A 15,861-nucleotide genomic window follows, 5' to 3' on the forward strand; every position below is an offset into this window, starting at 1 on the left:
GGAGGATCAGTTGGCACCCAGCTGCGACGCGAGCACGAGCACCTCGTCCGCCGCGCGTTGCCAGGTCGTGCCGCGGCGGACGAACAGGGCGCCGTCCACGGTGAGCAGCCGCGCCGACGACACCGTCGGTCCGGCAGCGAGCGAGACCGCGACACCCGCCGGTCCGCTGCCCGACGTGCTCAGGCCCCCGACGACCTGCTCCGTGACGACCGTACCCTCGGTGCCCTCCGAGAGGATGCCGAGCGTGCGATCGTCGAGCCAGGCGAGATCGGACCCGCTCCCATCCAGACGCAGCACGCGCTCGGGCGCGCCGAGCGACACCGGCACCCCGTCGGCGCGTTGGATGCCGGCAACTTCGACCCAATCTCGACCGGCGTCCGTAACGATGGCCGCGACGCGCGTACCGTCACGCGACACCTCCATGGCTCCGATCTGGGTCGCGCCCGGCCAGGCGTTGGCGATGTCACGGGTGTCTCCGCCGGCAGTCGCGAGGCGCACGGCCGAGGGTTGGTTCACAGGAACGGTCCAGATGGTGTCGTCCGGGTCGATCGCCGGCTCGATCAGATCGGCCCGCTCGTCTGCGGTCGTGACCACGTTGCCCTCCACGCGCACGACTCCGCCCTCGGCGAGCAGGACGGCAGCCGTGCGTGCCCCGCGTCCGACGGCGATCGCATAGGCGTCGAGCTCCGCGATACGCGTGCTCAGCCCCGAAACGGTCGTCAGATCGCCCTCGCCCAAGAATCCGAACCCGTCCGGGATCTGCACGAGCGGCCGCGCATCGATTGCCGTGCTGAGCGCCTGCGCGGGTTCGACCGCGAGCTCGGCGCCGCCCACGAGCAGTTCGACACCCGCCACCCCCGTGCCCTGCAGGCTCGCCTGCAGCTGCCGCAGCAACCGACCGAGCGCGACCGGGTCGGCGTCGAGTGCCGCCGCACCCAGCTCGACCCGGGCGATGCCCTGCACGACGGGCACGGCGGATGATTCCAGGACGACACCGTCGGTGACCGCCGACACCACGGCGCCCGCGAGCCACGGGCTCGGCCCGCCGCCGATGATCGCCTGTGTGATGAGGGTCGCCACGTTCTGCCGCGTCGGGAACCACCGCACATCGGGCACCAGGAACTTCCACGAGGGATCGAAGAACATCACGCCGTACGCGCTGAAGACGACGCGGAAATCCTGTTCGTTCAGCACGATCCCGTCGGGCGCCTTGCTGATGCGCCACTCGCCGTCGCCCTGTTGCTCGAGTTCGTATCCGAGGGTGGCGGCGCCGCCATCCGCCGCGTGGAAGGCGCCCGTCTGATCGACCTCGCCGGTCTGCGCGACGGTCATCTCGACCACATCGCTGTCCACCATCGTGACGCTGCGTGACCCCGGCCGGTCGATCGTGACGCCCGTCTCGGGGCGCCACGATCGACTGATGTCGGGGGCCAGGAACAGCCGCGCGATCTCCCACCGTCCGGCGGGGCTCGTCGCCGCCGCGACGAATCCCTCCACGATCTGCTCCGGCGTCGCGCCGGGCTGCGGACGGTTCGGCAGGAACGAGAAGTCGGGGACGTCCGGGGCCTCGTCGAGCGCGAGCCCGGGGTTGACCGAGCCGCCGCTCGGCAGTCCCGCGCAGCCCGCGAGCACCAGCACGAGAGCCGCGAGGGCCCCGACGATCCTCGCCCTCATGACACTCCCCCGAATCGTGCCCTGTCGCTCGCCGGATCCGGCGATGTCGCATCCGTGTGATCGTCCCCGGGCGTGGTCTCGTTACCCAGGACGTCGATGGCCTGCGTCAGTCCGAGCGCGTCGATCTCGGCGTCGGGCTCGGTACGCAGCGGCGGCGCCTCGATCGTGCCGCCGGGCTGGCGCGGCAGCGTCAGGACGAAGTTCGAGCCCCTGCCCACCTCGCTCCACACCGCGAGCGTGCCGCCGTGCAGCCGCGCGTCGCCGAGCGCGATCGACAGTCCGAGCCCCGTGCCGCCGATGGAGCGTTTGCGCGAGGGATCCGCGCGCCAGAAGCGGTCAAAGACCCGCTCGGCGTCGGTCGGCTTCATGCCCAGCCCGAAATCGCGCACACCGATGGCGACGGCGGTCGAGTTGCTGTCGACGCTGACCACGATCGGCCGCCCCTCGCCGTGTTCGATCGCGTTGCCGAGCAGATTCCGGACGATTCGGCGGACCCGGCGCGCGTCCATGTCGACCGGCGAATACCCGCCGGGCGCCACGAGGCGCACATCCGACCCGTGCTGCTCGGCCAGTTGCTCCATCTCGGCGATGATGTCTTCGGCGAGATGCGCGAGGCTCGTCGGCTCCCACTCGAGCTGCACCGATCCGGCATCGTAGCGGCTGATCTCGAGCAGGTCGCCGAGCATCGTCTCGAAGCGCTGCACCTGCGCGTGCAGCAGCTCGGCCGCGCGGGACGCGGCCGGGTCGAAGCTCTCGCGACGATCGTTCAGGATGTCGGCCGCCAGGCGGATCGTCGTCAACGGCGTGCGCAGCTCGTGCGAGACATCCGACACGAATCTCTGCTGCACGAGCGACAGGTCGGCGAGCTCGAGGATCTGGGCCTGGATGCTGTCGGCCATCGCGTTGAACGATCGTCCGAGAGTTGCCAGCTCGTCCTCGCCGCGGACGGGCAGCCGCACCTGCAGTTCGCCCGCGGCCAGCCGCTCGCTCGTCTCGGCGGCCTCGGAGATCGGCGTCGCGACGGAACGCAGGACGAACCACGAGATTCCCCCGACGAGCAGGATGAGGGTGATGCCGACGATCCAGAGCGTGCTCTGCACGAACCCGAGCGTCTGCGAGGCGGCCGACAGGTCGTACGCCAGATACAGCTCGTATGCGCCGACCTCGGGCACGAGCAGCTGCTGCCCGACGACGATCCCCGGGACCGTTCGACCGGAGGCATCCTCGAGCGATACGGACTGCCACCATTGGGACGACGGCTGCGCCTGCACGCGCTCGCGCAGACCCTCCGACACGATCTGCTCGTCGAATCCCCCGGCGGTGAAGTCCTGGGGCGCGATCGACGACGGGGCCGAATCCACACGGAACACCGCGATCTCGTCGCTGGACGACTGCCGCGCGATGTCGTCGCCGACGCCGCGCATGAGGTTCTGCAGTCGCACTCGGTCGCCCTGCACCTCGGCCGAATCGAGCTTCGTCTGGGCCGCGACCGCCGCACGGAGCGAGTCGTCGAGGACCTCGTTACGACGCGACTGGAACAGGTCGTTCTGGATCGCCAGCGCCATCCAGACGCACGCGATCAGGATCGCGAAGGCCGTCAGGGCGAGGGTGATGAGCACCGTGCGAAAACGGAGCGAACGACGCCACAGCCGCGAGGTGCCCTCGATCCACGTCGACGGATGCCGCCACGCGAACGACACGAACGTCCGCGTGGCCTGCGGCACGGTACTCGTCGTCGCCGTACTCGTGGGCGCAGAAGGCGGGGACGCGGTCGGGGACGGCGTCACGGCGATCCTCAGACGACAGCGCCGGCGCGGTAGCCCACGCCGCGCACCGTGGTCACGATCTGGGGGTTGTCGGCGTCGAGCTCGACCTTGGCGCGCAGGCGCTGCACGTGGACGTTCACGAGGCGCGTGTCGGCCTTGTAGTGGTAGCCCCAGACCTGCTCGAGGAGCATCTCGCGAGAGAACACCTGGTGGGGCTTCGCGGCGAGCGCGACGAGGAGCTCGAACTCGAGCGGTGTGAGGGCGATGATCTCGCCCGCGCGGCGCACCTCGTGGGCGGCGACATCGATCGTGAGATCGCCGATGCGCAGCGGCGCGCCGGTGCTCTCGGGCGTTGGACGCAGGCGGGTGCGGATGCGCGCGACGAGTTCTTTGGGGTTGAAGGGCTTGACGATGTAGTCGTCGGCGCCCGACTCGAGCCCCTTCACGACATCCGCCGTGTCGGTGCGGGCCGTCAGCATGATGATCGGCACGCCGGACTCGGCGCGCACGAGCGTGCAGATCTCGATACCGTCCATGCCCGGAAGCATCAGGTCGAGCAGCATGAGGTCCGGACGCTCGGAGCGAAAGGCGTCGAGAGCCACGGAGCCGTCGGAGCAGAACACGGGGTCGAAGCCCTCCGTGCGCAAGACGATCCCGATCATCTCGGCGAGGGCGGTGTCATCGTCGACGACCAGGATGCGTGAACTCATGGAACGGGGTTTCGTCCTTCTGCGACGGAGTGTCGTGCGCGGCCCGAGCGCGGCCGGTAACCACAGAGTAGTCGACAGTACCCCGACGTGGACTGAACGCCGCCTGTGGCGCTGCCTGTGGCGTGGCCGGGAGCGTGTGACACGATGGACGAGCGAACACCAGCGCCGGGTGCATGCATCCGCCCGCCCCGTGCCCGCCGAGTGCCTACGGAGGATCCAGATGAGCGCCCATCCCGCTTGGACGCCCGCGCCACGGCCCGGCATCATCCCCCTCCACCCGCTCGGATTCGGCACGATCCTCGGCCGCTCGTTCGCGGCCCTGCGACACAACCCGGCGGTGTTGTTCGGCTTCGCCCTCGGTGTGCAGGCGATCGCCTTCATCATCCTGATCCTCGGCGTCGGCGGCATCGGATGGCTGACCTTCTCGCGCCTCGACACGCTTCGCGAAGGAACGGAGGAGTTCGACGCGGTCCTCGCTGGCTCCGCCCTGATCACGGGATCGGCCGCCTTCGTCCTCGGACTGCTCGCTACGGCGCTGCAGGTCATCGTGCAGGCGGTCGTCGTCGGCGAGGTGTCGCACGCCGTCGTGGCCGAGAAGCTCCGACTCCCGGCGCTGTGGCGGCAGGTGCGACCGAGCATCGGACGATTGATCGGATACTCCGCCCTGCTCCTGCTCGCGATCAGTCTGGTCGCCGGGGCGGTGACGGCGGCCATCATCGCCATCGGTGTCGCCGTGCATCCTGCCATCGCGATCGTGTTGATCGTGCTCGTCATCGTCGGCGCTATCCCCCTCTCGCTGTGGCTCAGCACGAAGCTGCTCCTCGTGCCCAGCGCCCTGATTCTCGAGGGCGCGACGATCCGTGGTGCGATCGCCCGATCGTGGGTGCTCGTGCGCGGTCGCTTCTGGACGGCTCTCGGGGTGATCGTGATCATCTCGCTGCTGTTCGGCGCGATCGCCCAGTTCGTCAGCCTGCCCCTGTCGTTGCTCAGCACCGGTCTCACGACCATCGTCGCGCCGACGGGCGAACCCACCGCGGGCGCCATCGTCGCGGTGGTGGTGACCGTCGTGCTGACGTATGTGCTGACCCTCACCATCCAGGCCGTCGGACTGGTGGTGCAGTCCACGGCCAGCGTCCTGATCTACATCGACTGCCGGATGCGTCGTGAAGGCCTCGACATCGAACTGCTCCGCTACGTCGAGCGCCGGGACGCCGGGGACGACTCCCTAGCCGACCCGTGGCGGCCTCGCGCGGAGCGCCCGCGGATGCCCCCCGTCTGGGGACCGCCGGTCTATGCCCCGCAACCGCCCTATCCGGGCCAGCCGCCCTACACTGCGCAACCCCCCTACACTGCGCAGCGGCCCTACCCCGCGCAGCCGCCCTACACTGCGCAGCCGCCCTACCCCGCGCAGCCGCCCCACTCCGCGCAGCCCCCGTACTCCGCCCCGTCGCCGCAACCGCCGGCACCGCCATCACCGGCCGCTCCCCCGGACGCCCGCACGTGGACGCCCCCGACCGCGGGCGGGAGCGACGCCGACCCGCAATCCGGTCGGCCGTGAGGGCAGGGGACCTCCCCCTCATCCCGGATGGCACCGAGGGACGAGAGTGGGCCGAGCGCGAACTCGCCGACCCGCGCTACGCCGCCGCCGAGCCGACGCCGCTCGACCTGCTCGCCCAAGCCATCAACGAGATGCTCGAGTCGCTGTTCGGCGCGGGGGCCCCGGCGGGGCTCGGCCCCGCGGTCCTCGTCGGGCTCGCACTGCTCGCGATCGCGCTCATCGTCGTGGCGTTCGCGATCTGGGGTCGCCCGCGGCTCTCGCGACGGACCGCAGCGGCGACCCCGCTGTTCGGCGAGGACCACGTCCGCTCTGCCGCAGACCTCCGGCGCGAGGCATCCGAGCGAGCCGGTGCCGGTGATTGGGATGCCGCGATCGTGCTGCGCTTTCGCGCCCTGGCGCGCTCGATGATCGACCGGGGCGTCGTCGCAGCGCGCCCCGGCGCCACGGCGCAGTCGTTCGCCCGCTCGGCCGCGCGGGCCTTCCCCGCGCTCACCCGCCCGTTGGTCGAGACGGCATCCGCCTTCGACGATGTGCGCTATCTGCGCCGCCCCGGCTCGCGCGACGACTACGAGCGGGTCACGGCGACGGACGACGCCGTGACCGCCGCGCGCCCGGTGAGTGACGAAGGCGCTGCGGTCGCGTCCGGGAGCCGATCGTGACGCCGGATGCCGTGGGCACCGTCCCGGCGTCCCGCCGCCGCGCCGTGGTCTGGATCTCCATCGTCGCGTTCGTGATCCTCGTCGGCATCGCCGGTGCGCTCCTTTCGGGCATCGGCACCTGGACCGAGAGGGACCGACTCGATCCCGAGAGCGTCGGCCCCGGCGGCACCGCAGCGCTCGTCGCGATCCTGCGCGAGCAGGGTGTCGCCGTCGCGGTCACGCGTGATCGCGACGAGACGCTGCGGCTTCTCGGCGCGGCCCCGACGACCCTGGTGATGGCAGACTCGCCGATCCTCGGCGATGACGCACTGCGCGAGATCTTCGAGTCGGCGACCGACATCGTGCTGGTCGACCCGCGAGCCCGCGGCGTCGAGCTGCTCTTTCCCGGAGCAACGGCCGGCGGATTCGCACCGGCCGAGACCGTCGCGCCGGAATGCGACGCAGCGGCCGCACGGCGCGCCGGGTCCGTGATGCCCGGACGTCTGCTCGTGCCCGGCACGTCCGGTGCAGCCGGGTGCTACCCGGCGGGTGACGGATTCGGACTGCTCATCGGCGCGGGTGCGGACCGCCGTGTCTCTGCCTTCGACGGACGTGGCCTGATCACCAACAACGATCTGGCATCGAACGGCAATGCCGCGCTCGCGCTGAACCTGATGGGGCGCCTGCCGAACCTCGTCTGGTATGTGCCCGCGCTCACCGACAGCGACGTGGCGACCGAGCCGACGCTCGGCGAGCTGACCCCCGGCTGGGTCACCCCCGCGATCGTGCTGCTCGGCGCGAGCGCGGTGGCCGCGGCGCTCTGGCGTGGACGCCGATTCGGGCCGCTCGTCGTGGAACGCCTGCCCGTGACGGCGCGCGCCACCGAGACCATGGAGGGGCGCGGGCGCCTGTACGAACACGGCGGGGATACCGTGCACGCCGCGGACGCGCTGCGCCTCGGCACGCTCGAGCGGCTCCGCCGAGCCCTCGCCCTTCAGCCCGCGGCCGGCGCGACACAGATCGCCGACGCATCCGCCGACCTGGCGCGCATCTCGCACCGGGCAGCCAGGCGTCTGCTGATCGAGGACGAACCCCACGGCGAGCGCGAACTGCTCGCGCTGAGCGACGGGCTGCGGACGCTCGAGGCCGCGGTAGCGCGCGGCATCCGGGGCGAGAACCCCACCCGACCCGATGACACCGAACGAGACGACCCCGAACGAGATGACGCCGAACGATGAGACGAACCGATGACCACGAATGAGGGAGTACGGATGAGCGACGATGCCCTGCGGCAGTCGATGAACCGCGTGCGGGAAGAGGTGGGCAAGGCCGTCGTCGGCCAGGACGGCGCCGTCACAGGCCTGCTGATCGCCCTGCTCGCCCGCGGCCACGTGCTGCTCGAGGGTGTTCCCGGCGTCGCCAAGACACTGCTCGTGCGTTCGTTCAGCCGCGCGCTGGGGCTCGAGACGACTCGCATCCAGTTCACACCGGACCTCATGCCGGGGGATGTCTCGGGATCGCTCGTGTACGACGCACGCGCGGGTGAGTTCGAATTCCGCGAGGGCCCGGTCTTCACACACGTGTTGCTCGCGGACGAGATCAACCGCACGCCCCCGAAGACGCAGTCTGCACTGCTCGAGGCGATGGAGGAACGCCAAGTCTCGGCGGACGGCGTGACGCGTCCGCTGCCGGACCCGTTCCTGGTCGCGGCGACGCAGAACCCCGTCGAGCACGAGGGCACCTACTCGCTTCCCGAAGCCCAACTCGATCGGTTCCTGTTGAAGCTCGTGATCGAGGCGCCCGATCGCGACGCCGAGGTCTCCGTTCTGCGCCGCCACGCCGCGGGCTTCTCGCCGCGGGACCTCGAGGCCGCCGGTGTCGAGCCCGCGGTGACGATCGCCGACGTGCACGCCGCACAGCGCGCTGCGGCATCCGTCGCCGCAACCGACGAGATGCTCGCGTACGTCGTCGATCTGGCGCGCGCGACGCGTTCGAGCCCGTCGGTCGAGCTCGGTGCGAGCCCACGCGCTTCGACCGCGCTGCTGGCCGCCGCCAAAGCGTGGGCGTGGCTCGGCGGCTACCCCGCGATCACCCCCGACCACGTGCAGACGATGCTCGTTCCCGTGTGGCGGCACCGCGTGCGGCTGCGCACTGAAGCCGAGATCGAGGGGGTGACGGCCGACGCGATCCTGCGCCAGGTCGTGCAGCAGACCCCCGTGCCGCTCTAGGGACCGCCGTGTACGTGACCGGACGTCTCGCCGCGCTCATCGGCCTCGGCGTCGTGCCCGTCATCCTGCTCTCGCTCGCCGCGGGCGGATCCGACGGGGGCGACTCGACCGGCGCGGGCATTCCTTCGGGAACCGTCGCGTGGTTGGCGGTCGCGGGATGGCTGCTGCTCTGCGCGATCGCGGCGATCGCGGATGCCTCGGCCTCGGCCGACCCGCGGGCCATCCGTATCGAGCGCGAGACGCCCGCGCGCGCCCGCCTGGGCGTGCCGGTGCGCGCGACGATCACGGTCGCGGTCACGGGGCCACGGCGGCTGCGGGGCCTCCTCCGCGATGGCTGGGAACCGACGGCGGGCGCCGAACCCTCGCGTCAGGCGCTCGACATCCCCGCAGGCGAGAGCCGTACCCTCCCCGTGACGTTCGTCCCCCGCCGACGCGGCGAGCGCCGGACGGCCTTCGTCGCGGTCCGCAGCCTCGGCCCCCTGGGGCTCGCGGGCCGCCAGGCTGTCACGTCCGCGCCGGCCGCGCTCCGCGTCCTGCCGCCCTTCCACGCGAGCCGCCATCTACCCTCACGTCTCGCCCGGCTGCGGGAACTGGACGGCAGCACGAGCGTCCAGGTACGCGGGCAGGGCACCGAGTTCGACTCGCTGCGCGAGTACGTCCGCGGTGACGACGTGCGCTCGATCGACTGGCGTGCCACCGCGCGGGCCCGCACCACGATGCTCCGCACCTGGCGGCCCGAACGCGACCGGCACGTGGTCATCGTGATCGACACGGGCCGCACCTCCGCCGCGCGCGTGGGCGATGGCACCCGGCTGGACGCCGCGATGGAATCCGCGCTGCTGCTCGCGGCCCTGGCCGACCGGGCCGGCGACCACGTGCACCTGCTCATGTTCGACCGGGTCGTCCGCGCCCGCGTGAGTGGCGTGCGGGGCTCGCGCCTGCTCCCGGCGCTCGTCGATGCGATGGCCGGCGTCGAACCCCAGCTGATCGACACGGACTGGGACGCGGCGCTCGCCCAGGCGTCCCGGCTGACCTCGCACGCGTCGCTCGTCGTGCTGCTGACCGCGCTCGACGCCGCGAGCGCGAGCCGCACGCTGCTCTCGCGCCTCCCGGCAGTGACGGCCCGCGGACGTGTCCTCGTCGGGGCGGTGACCGACGTCCTTCTCGAACAGAACGCGGCCGAGCGGGATCGGAGCGATGATCTGTGGCTCGCCGCGGCGGCGGAGCGAACACTGCTCGATACGCGGCGCCTCACAGATGCGCTGACACGTCTCGGTGCCGACGCGATCCTGCGCGGTCCGGACGAGCTGCCCCCGCAGATCGCCGACCGGTACCTCGCGCTCAAGGCCGCCGGGCGCCTCTGAGAAGAACACCTGATGCGCGGCTCTCGCGCCGGACGCACGCGCCCCGCTACGCTCGGCACCAGAAGAGAGGAGTCCGCCATGACGGAACCCGTGAAAACCCCCTCCACAGCCACGAAACTCGCCGCCGAGGCACTCGGCACCTTCCTCCTGGTCTTCGGCTCCATAAGCACCGCACTGTTCGCCGCGAATTTCGGCGTCAGCTCGAACGGCACGCCGCTCGGCGTCGGGTTCGTCGGGGTCTCCCTGGCGTTCGGTCTGACCCTGATGGCGGGTATCTACGCCTGGGGACCGATCTCGGGCGGACATTTCAACCCCGCCGTCACGCTCGGCCTCGCGGCATCCGGGCGCTTCGAATGGAAGAACGCTCCCGCCTACATCGTCGCCCAACTCGTCGGTGGCGCGGTCGGAACGACCCTGATCGTGCTGATCGGGCTCTTCGGACCCGACGGATGGCTGCAGGGCGCCCAGGACGGTGGATTCGCCAGCAACGGGTATGCCGAACACTCCCCCGGCGGCTTCGGCATCGGCGCGGCCATCATCGCCGAGGTTCTCTTCACGGCGATCTTCGTGATGGTCATCCTCGGCGTCACGCACGCGTCCAGGGGCACGGGACCGGCGCTCGCGGGCCTGTCCATCGGTCTCACGCTGACTTTCATCCACCTCGCGTCGATCCCGATCGACAACACGTCGGTCAACCCGGCGCGCTCGATCGCGACGGCGATCTACGGCGGCGCAGACGCGCTCGCACAGCTCTGGGTCTTCATCGTGTTCCCGCTCATCGGCGGTCTGATCGCGGGATTCGTCCACCGCGCCCTGTTCGAGCCGAGGCCGGCGTTCCCGGCTCAGGCCGAAGCGCGCACCCGGTAGAAACGACCGCAGGCACCGCAAGAGCGGCCCGCCCCCTCGGGGACGGGCCGCTCTTCTGCGTCAGTCGCGGGTCAGGCCAGGTCGAAGCGGTCGAGCTCGGTGACCTTGCCCCACGCGGCGACAAAGTCGCGGACGAACTTCTCGTGTGCGTCGTCCGAGGCGTACACCTCGGCCAGGGCGCGCAGCTCGGAGTTCGAGCCGAACAGCAGGTCGACGCGCGTGCCGCGGCCGAACAACTCGTCCGTCCCATCGACACGGCCCTCGAAGGCGTGCGAGCCCGGGTCGAGCGGCTTCCATGTCGTGCCGAGGTCGAGCAGGTTGGCGAAGAAATCGTTCGTCAGCACGCCGGGACGGTCGGTGAACACTCCGTACGCCGAGTCGTCCCAGTTCGCACCCAGCACACGGAGCCCGCCGACCAGCACGGTCATTTCGGGAGCCGTGAGCGTGAGCAGGTTCGCGCGGTCGATCAGGTGGTACTCGGCCGGCATCGGCGCGAGCGGACCCTGATAGTTGCGGAAGCCGTCGGCGGCGGGCTCGAGGTAGGCGAACGAATCGGCGTCCGTCTGCTCCTGCGTCGCGTCGGTGCGTCCCGGGTGGAACGGCACCCGCGCACTGACGCCGGCATCCTCGGCCGCCTTTTCGACGCCGGCGTTGCCCGCGAGCACGATCAGGTCGGCGAGCGAGACCTTCTTGCCGTCGGTGCGGCCCTCGTTGAAGGATGCCTGCACGCCCTCGAGCACACCCAGCACGCGGGCCAGCTGCTCGGGCTTGTTGACGGCCCAGTCCTTCTGCGGCGCGAGGCGGATGCGTGCACCGTTGGCACCACCCCGCTTGTCGCTGCCGCGGAACGTCGATGCCGAGGCCCAGGTCGTCGCGACGAGCTCGGCGACCGTCAGGCCGGTCGCCAAGATCTGCGCCTTCAGCGCCGCGGCGTCTGCCTCGTCGATCAGCTCGTGGTCGACGGCGGGTACCGGGTCCTGCCAGATGAGCTCCTCGGCCGGGACCTCGGGGCCGAGGTAGCGGGCGATGGGTCCCATGTCGCGGTGGGTCAACTTGAACCAGGCGCGCGCGAACGCGTCGGCGAAGGCATCCGGGTCCTCGAGGAACCGGCGCGAGATCTTCTCGTAGTCCGGATCCACGCGCAGGGCGAGGTCGCTCGTCAGCATGCGCGGCTCGCGGCGCTTCGAGGGGTCGTGGGCGAGCGGCACCATGTCGGCGCCGCCGCCGTTGATCGGGCGCCACTGGTGCCCGCCGCCCGGGCTCTTCATGAGCTCCCACTCGTAGGCGAACAGGATGTGGAAGAACTCGTTGTCCCAGCGCGTCGGGTGGTACGTCCAGGTCACCTCGAGCCCCGACGTGATGGTGTCGTCGCCCTTGCCCGTGCCGAAGTTGTTCTTCCAGCCGAGGCCCTGCTGCTCCAGACCGGCGGCCTCGGGATTCGCCTCGATGTTGGTGTCGGGGGCCGCGCCATGGGTCTTGCCGAAGGTGTGACCACCGGCGATCAGCGCGACGGTCTCTTCGTCGTTCATGGCCATGCGTCCGAACGTCTCGCGGATGTCTCGGGCCGAGGCGAGCGGGTCCGGGTTGCCGTTGGGGCCCTCGGGGTTGACGTAGATCAGGCCCATCTGCACCGCGGCGAGCGGCTTCTCGAGCTCGCGGTCACCCTCGTAGCGCTCGTCGGCGAGCCAGGTCGTCTCGGGACCCCAGTACACGTCGTCGTCCGGCTCCCAGACATCCGGGCGCCCGCCGGCGTAGCCGAACGTCTTGAAACCCATGGTCTCGAGCGAGACGTTGCCCGCGAGGATCATCAGGTCGCCCCACGAGAGGCTCTGGCCGTACTTCTTCTTGACGGGCCACAGGATGCGGCGCGCCTTGTCGAGGCTGACGTTGTCGGGCCAGCTGTTCAGGGGCGCGAAGCGCTGCTGCCCGGTGCCACCACCGCCGCGGCCGTCCGTCACCCGATACGTGCCCGCCGAGTGCCACGCCATGCGGATCATCAGGGGTCCGTAGTTACCGAAGTCGGCGGGCCACCAGGGCTGGCTCGTGGTGAGGGTCTCGGCGATGTCGGCCTTGACCGCGGCGAGGTCGAGCGAGGCGAACGCCGCCCGGTAGTCGAAGTCAGCACCGAGCGGGTCGCGCGCGGGCTGGTTCTTCGCGAGGATCTTCAGGTTCAGCTGGTTCGGCCACCACACGCGGTTGGCAGAACCCGTCGTCGGGTGCGGCTGTGCCCGGTCGGGTCGAGCCTGCGACTGACCGTGGATGACGGGGCAGCTGGCATCGTCCGGGTTCGGGCTCGGACGCGTCTCACCGTCCTCGCGCTCGTCTACGGGCGTGTCGATGTCGGTGACGGACTGATCCGTACCGGTGGGATCGTTGCCGATACCGGTGGTGGTGTCGTCGATGTCGCTCATGGTCTTCCTTCCTCGGGATTCGTTGTGGGGTTCAGGGGGTCGCGGATGCCGCGGCGATCGCAGCGGCCGTGCAGTCGGGACACGTGCCCCAGTACGTCACCTCGGCCGCGTGGACCGCGAAGCCGTGTGTTTCGGAGGGAGTGAGGCAGGGTGCTTCGCCGACGGCGCAATCCACATCGGCGACCGCCCCGCATCCCGTGCAGATGACGTGGTGGTGGTTGTCGGCGACGCGGAGCTCGAACAGTCCGGGCCGACCTGCGGGCTCGATCCGGCGCACCAGGCCCGCGTCCGCGAAGTCGCCGAGCGCGTTGTAGACCGACTGCAGGCTGGTCTGGGGAACCGACGCCGCCACGAGGCGGAACACCGTCTCGGCGCTCGCGTGAGGGCTGACGCGGAGGGCCTCGACGACCGCGCGACGGGGCTCCGTCACCCGCAGCCCGGCCCGTCGGATGAGATCGGCCGCATCCAACCCGGGGGAATGGACAGTCGCGGAACTCATTCCCTTAGCCTAGACCCCAGTTTTGATCACCTCAAAACAAGCAGCCGTGAATAACAGGCGACGCAACGACGAACGGGGGGATCCGATGAGTGGGTGCGACTCAGCCCGAGACGAGCGTCGGCGTGCCCGCCTCGGACTCCGTCAGATCTCCGGTCTCGCCCGCACGCGACGCCCGACCGCCCACGAAGAGCATGTAGAACAGGAATCCGGCGAGAGCTGCCGCTCCGATGCCGATCTTGACGGGCCACGGCCACGGCTGCGCCGTCACGAAGCCCTCGATGATGCCCGACACGAGCAGCGCCAGCAGCATGCCGATCGCGATGGTGGCAAGTGACCGGCCCGCGACCGCGAGCGCCTCCAGACGCGTCCTCGGCCCGGGTGCGACCCATGCCCAGAAGATGTGGAGGCCGGCGGCTCCCGCCACGAAGATGCACGTCAGTTCGAGCAGACCGTGGGGAAGGATGAACAGCACGAAGACGTCGCCGCGGTCGAACGCGAACATGACGGCGGCGGCCGTACCGACGCCGACGGCGTTCTGGATCAAGACCATGACGGGCCAGAAGCCGGTGATCCCGAACAGGACGCATTGCGCCGCGATCCAGGCGTTGTTCGTCCACACGGCTCCCGCGAAGACGGCCGCCGGGTTCTCGGAGTAGTAGCTCGTGAACTCCTCGTCGGCGTAGTACTGCAGATCCGCGCGGTCCCCCAGTACCGCGACCAGCGCGGGATCGCTCACCACCCAGGCGGCGACGATCACGACGACCGCGACAAAGACCGCGGCGATCACGAGTGTCGTCCAGCGCACCCGGTAGAGCGCTGCGGGCAGTTGCAGCGCGAAGAAGCGTGGCAGGGCGCGCAGCGGATTCGCGCTGGCGCGGGTCAACCGAAGCCGGGCCGCGGCGAGCAGCGTCGAAAGGACATCGCCCTGGGGCGCCCGCCCCGCCGTGGACTTGATCTCGGCGAGGTCCGCCGAGGCGGACTGATAGCGCGCGACTAGTTCGTCGGCCTCGGCACCCGTGAGCCTTCGACGCGACGACAGCTCGGCGAGCCGTTGCCATTCGGCTGCCCGTGCGGTCGCCAGCGCGTCGAGGTCCACGCGCCTAAACTACCCGCATGACCTCGCGCTCCTCTCCCGAGGCCACCCATCTGGCCATTCATCTGGGCGAGGACGAGGTCCTCACCGGCGAGGCCGTCGCCCTCGACGTGCAACCCACCGGCGTGCTGCTTCGGGCGGTCGGCGCGGTGATCGACATCCTGTTGTCGCTGGTGTTGATGCTCGCGGCCCTGCTGATCATCACGGGCCCGCTCGGACCGCTCCTGCCCGCGGGCGCCCAGCAGATGACGCTGATCGTCGCGCTCGTTCTCGTGTTGGTCGTATTGCCCACCGTCGTCGAGACGACGACGCGCGGAAGGAGTCTCGGTCGACTGGCGGTCGGAACGCGCATCGTGCGATCGGATGGCGGGGCATCCGGATTCCGTCAGGCCCTGATCCGGGCTCTCGTCGGCGTGCTCGAGATCTACTTCACGGTCGGTGTGATCGCCGTTCTCGCAGGAGCGTTCACCCCACGCTCGCAGCGCCTGGGCGATCTGCTCGCCGGGACATATTCGCAACACACTCGTGTCGCGCCGCTCCCACCGCCGCTCCCGCCGGTTCCGCCCGGGCTGGAACAGTGGGCCACCGTCGTCGATGTGGCACGACTGCCGGATCGCGTCTCGCGCCGCCTCGCCCAGTTCCTCGCACAGGCGCCGCGACTCGCGCCCGCCGCGCGCGACCGCATCGCCGCCGAACTCCGTGACGAGGTGTCCGCATTCGTCTTCCCGATGCCCCTCGCCGACCCTCTCACGGCCCTCTTCGGTATAGCTGCCGCCCGTCGCGACCGCGAGCTACGCGCACTCGCCGCGCAAGAGAACCGGATGCGAGAGCTCGCACCGATCCTCGAGCGCGTCCCCTTCGGCTTTCCCCGCCGCTGACTCGTGTCGCGGCGGCGCTGGTCACGTCGACAGCCTCAGTGACCGGGCACGTACAACGGGTCACCCCGACAAGCTCAGCGACCAGGCACGCACAACGGGTCACCCCGACAAGCTCAGCGACCAGGCACGCACAACGGGTCACGTCGACGAGATCAGCGACCGACCATGCGTCGAG

The 15,861-nt window shown here is 70.5% G+C and carries 13 protein-coding genes; 7 read left to right on the forward strand and 6 right to left on the reverse strand.

The features are described from left to right. Positions 1–6: 6 nt before the first annotated feature. The 3 genes from C2868_RS10155 to mtrA are packed head-to-tail and all read right to left on the reverse strand — an operon-like array spanning position 7 to position 4,150. The gene (locus C2868_RS10155) at positions 7–1,674 is read right to left on the reverse strand and encodes an LpqB family beta-propeller domain-containing protein (RefSeq protein ID WP_103663235.1); all 1,668 of its coding nucleotides are present in this window, start codon (positions 1,672–1,674) and stop codon (positions 7–9) included. Next, positions 1,671–3,461, reverse strand: a complete 1,791-nt coding sequence (gene mtrB / locus C2868_RS10160) for an MtrAB system histidine kinase MtrB (protein WP_374935776.1) — start codon at positions 3,459–3,461, stop codon at positions 1,671–1,673. Before mtrB ends, C2868_RS10155 begins: the two co-directional genes overlap by 4 nt. An 8-nt stretch (positions 3,462–3,469) precedes the next feature. Further along, complete coding sequence (gene mtrA, locus C2868_RS10165) at positions 3,470–4,150, reverse strand: MtrAB system response regulator MtrA (protein WP_103663236.1); 681 nt, start codon at positions 4,148–4,150, stop codon at positions 3,470–3,472. A gap of 220 nt (positions 4,151–4,370) precedes the next feature. Here mtrA and C2868_RS10170 point away from each other — a divergent pair, with 220 nt between their 5' ends. From C2868_RS10170 to C2868_RS10195, 6 genes are all read left to right on the forward strand, one after another. Continuing rightward, positions 4,371–5,708 (forward strand): hypothetical protein, encoded by a 1,338-nt coding sequence (locus C2868_RS10170; RefSeq protein WP_103663237.1) that lies wholly within the window; start codon positions 4,371–4,373, stop codon positions 5,706–5,708. Further along, complete coding sequence (locus tag C2868_RS10175) at positions 5,705–6,367, forward strand: DUF4129 domain-containing protein (RefSeq protein ID WP_146048037.1); 663 nt, start codon at positions 5,705–5,707, stop codon at positions 6,365–6,367. The genes C2868_RS10170 and C2868_RS10175 overlap by 4 nt, the downstream gene beginning before the upstream one ends. Next, on the forward strand, positions 6,364–7,584 hold the full coding sequence (locus tag C2868_RS10180; protein WP_181003424.1) for a DUF4350 domain-containing protein: 1,221 nt from the start codon (positions 6,364–6,366) through the stop codon (positions 7,582–7,584). The genes C2868_RS10175 and C2868_RS10180 overlap by 4 nt, the downstream gene beginning before the upstream one ends. A gap of 33 nt (positions 7,585–7,617) precedes the next feature. Next, a complete protein-coding gene (locus C2868_RS10185) occupies positions 7,618–8,574 on the forward strand; it encodes a MoxR family ATPase (RefSeq protein ID WP_103663239.1) in 957 nt (318 codons plus the stop codon). Positions 8,575–8,582: 8 nt separating this feature from the next. Beyond that, a complete protein-coding gene (locus tag C2868_RS10190) occupies positions 8,583–9,938 on the forward strand; it encodes a DUF58 domain-containing protein (protein ID WP_103663240.1) in 1,356 nt (451 codons plus the stop codon). 78 nt (positions 9,939–10,016) lie between these two features. Continuing rightward, a complete protein-coding gene (locus C2868_RS10195; RefSeq protein WP_103663241.1) occupies positions 10,017–10,805 on the forward strand; it encodes an aquaporin in 789 nt (262 codons plus the stop codon). 71 nt (positions 10,806–10,876) lie between these two features. Here the strand turns inward: C2868_RS10195 and katG are convergent, their stop codons facing one another. The 3 genes from katG to C2868_RS10210 form a co-directional block, all read right to left on the reverse strand. Then, entirely contained in the window at positions 10,877–13,216 is a 2,340-nt protein-coding gene (gene katG / locus C2868_RS10200) for a catalase/peroxidase HPI (protein WP_103663242.1), read from the reverse strand. 31 nt (positions 13,217–13,247) lie between these two features. Beyond that, complete coding sequence (locus C2868_RS10205; RefSeq protein WP_100810248.1) at positions 13,248–13,715, reverse strand: Fur family transcriptional regulator; 468 nt, start codon at positions 13,713–13,715, stop codon at positions 13,248–13,250. 100 nt (positions 13,716–13,815) lie between these two features. Next, entirely contained in the window at positions 13,816–14,811 is a 996-nt protein-coding gene (locus tag C2868_RS10210) for a stage II sporulation protein M (RefSeq protein WP_100810247.1), read from the reverse strand. 17 nt (positions 14,812–14,828) lie between these two features. Between C2868_RS10210 and C2868_RS10215 the strand changes: the two genes are divergently transcribed. Next, the gene (locus C2868_RS10215) at positions 14,829–15,686 is read left to right on the forward strand and encodes an RDD family protein (RefSeq protein WP_100810246.1); all 858 of its coding nucleotides are present in this window, start codon (positions 14,829–14,831) and stop codon (positions 15,684–15,686) included. Positions 15,687–15,861 lie beyond the last annotated feature (175 nt).

This window comes from Microbacterium sp. CJ77, from assembly GCF_002911615.1.
Lineage (GTDB): Bacteria > Actinomycetota > Actinomycetes > Actinomycetales > Microbacteriaceae > Microbacterium.

Excerpts from the sequence above, each read along its gene's own strand:
- C2868_RS10205 (WP_100810248.1), bottom strand. The coding sequence starts at position 13,715 with ATGAGTTCCGCGACTGTCCATTCCCCCGGGTTGGATGCGGCCGATCTC.
- C2868_RS10215 (WP_100810246.1), top strand. The coding sequence starts at position 14,829 with ATGACCTCGCGCTCCTCTCCCGAGGCCACCCATCTGGCCATTCATCTG.
- C2868_RS10195 (WP_103663241.1), top strand. The coding sequence starts at position 10,017 with ATGACGGAACCCGTGAAAACCCCCTCCACAGCCACGAAACTCGCCGCC.
- C2868_RS10155 (WP_103663235.1), bottom strand. The coding sequence starts at position 1,674 with ATGAGGGCGAGGATCGTCGGGGCCCTCGCGGCTCTCGTGCTGGTGCTC.
- katG (WP_103663242.1), bottom strand. The coding sequence starts at position 13,216 with ATGAGCGACATCGACGACACCACCACCGGTATCGGCAACGATCCCACC.
- C2868_RS10185 (WP_103663239.1), top strand. The coding sequence starts at position 7,618 with ATGAGCGACGATGCCCTGCGGCAGTCGATGAACCGCGTGCGGGAAGAG.
- C2868_RS10170 (WP_103663237.1), top strand. The coding sequence starts at position 4,371 with ATGAGCGCCCATCCCGCTTGGACGCCCGCGCCACGGCCCGGCATCATC.
- mtrA (WP_103663236.1), bottom strand. The coding sequence starts at position 4,150 with ATGAGTTCACGCATCCTGGTCGTCGACGATGACACCGCCCTCGCCGAG.